This is a genomic window from Methylobacterium tarhaniae, from assembly GCF_001043955.1.
Taxonomy (GTDB): Bacteria; Pseudomonadota; Alphaproteobacteria; order Rhizobiales; family Beijerinckiaceae; genus Methylobacterium; species Methylobacterium tarhaniae.
This window is the reverse complement of the sequence record NZ_LABZ01000268.1, coordinates 1-1077: the sequence shown is the minus strand read 5'-3', so window position 1 is coordinate 1077 and position 1077 is coordinate 1. Positions and strand designations below refer to the sequence as shown.

The 1077-nt window shown below is 73.4% G+C and carries 3 protein-coding genes; all 3 read left to right on the top strand.

The window, feature by feature from the left end; all coding sequences use genetic code 11:
• Positions 1-556: hypothetical protein (locus VQ03_RS34055; RefSeq protein ID WP_048454252.1), on the top strand; the 556-nt coding region annotated here is incomplete at its 5' end.
• On the top strand, positions 549-908 hold the full coding sequence (locus tag VQ03_RS28265; RefSeq protein ID WP_048454251.1) for a winged helix-turn-helix domain-containing protein: 360 nt from the start codon (positions 549-551) through the stop codon (positions 906-908). The genes VQ03_RS34055 and VQ03_RS28265, both read left to right, overlap by 8 nt.
• 31 nt (positions 909-939) lie before the next feature.
• The coding region (locus VQ03_RS28260; RefSeq protein WP_048454250.1) for an undecaprenyl diphosphate synthase family protein at positions 940-1077 on the top strand (138 nt) is incomplete at its 3' end.

Sequence of the window (1077 nt, the reverse complement as noted above, 5' to 3'; positions counted from 1 at the left end):
CGCCGGCACCGCCTTCCAGGGCTACGGCCCCTCCGCCCTCGCCCTCACCGGCGTCCTGGCGCTCGGCACCGCGGGCCTGCAAGCCTTCCTCCTCGACGATCCGACGGCCGAGCCCCTCACCTTCCTCGCCGGCTGGATCGCCACCGCCTTCCTCTCGGTGGGGCTGATCGGGGCCGAGATGCGGGCGCGCAGCCGCCGGCACCATTCGGGCCTCGCCGACGCGATGGTCCTCAACGCCGTCGAGGCCTTCCTGCCCGCCGGCGCCGCCGGGGCGCTGCTGCTCCTGGTCCTGGCGCGCCTCGCGCCGGATTCCCTCTGGCTTCTGCCGGGCCTGTGGCAGATGCTGGTCGGCCTCGGGCTGTTCGCTTCCTTGCGCGCCCTGCCGCGGCCGGTGGCCTGGGCGGCGGGCTGGTACCTCGTCGCCGGCCTCGGCGTCATCGCGGCCTCGGCCGAGGGGCACGCGCTGTCGCCCTGGACCATGGGCCTGCCCTTCGCGATCGGCCAGGGCCTGCTCGCCCTCATCCTCCACCTCGCACCGGGAGGCGACCATGCCTGAGCCGGCCCCTTTCGCCTATGACGGGCTCGACCGGGTGATGCACGAGCGGGCGCGCCTCAGCCTGCTCACCTCGCTCGCCTCCCACCCGAAGCCCCTGGCCTTCTCCGACCTCAAGCAGCTCTGCGGCCTGACCGACGGCAATCTCAGCCGCCACCTCCAGGTGCTGGAGGAGGCCGGGCTGGTCGAGATCCGCAAGGGCTACGAGGGGCGCCGCCCGCTGACCACATGCCGTCTCACCCAAGCCGGGCGGCAGCGTTTCGTCGCGTATCTCGCCGTGCTGGAGCAGGTGGTCCGCGACGCCGCCGAGGCCGCCCGCCAGGGTGAGGGCGACCCCGAGCCCCGCCCCGCCTGACCTTTCCCCTTTTTTGCCCGGAGACTTTGCCATGCAAAGCACTTCAGTTCAGGAAGCGACAATTCATGTCGGCCTCATCATGGACGGTAACGGCCGCTGGGCCGAGGCCCGCGGCCTGCCCCGGGGTGTCGGGCACGAGGCCGGGGTCGCGACGGTGCGGCGGGGGGGG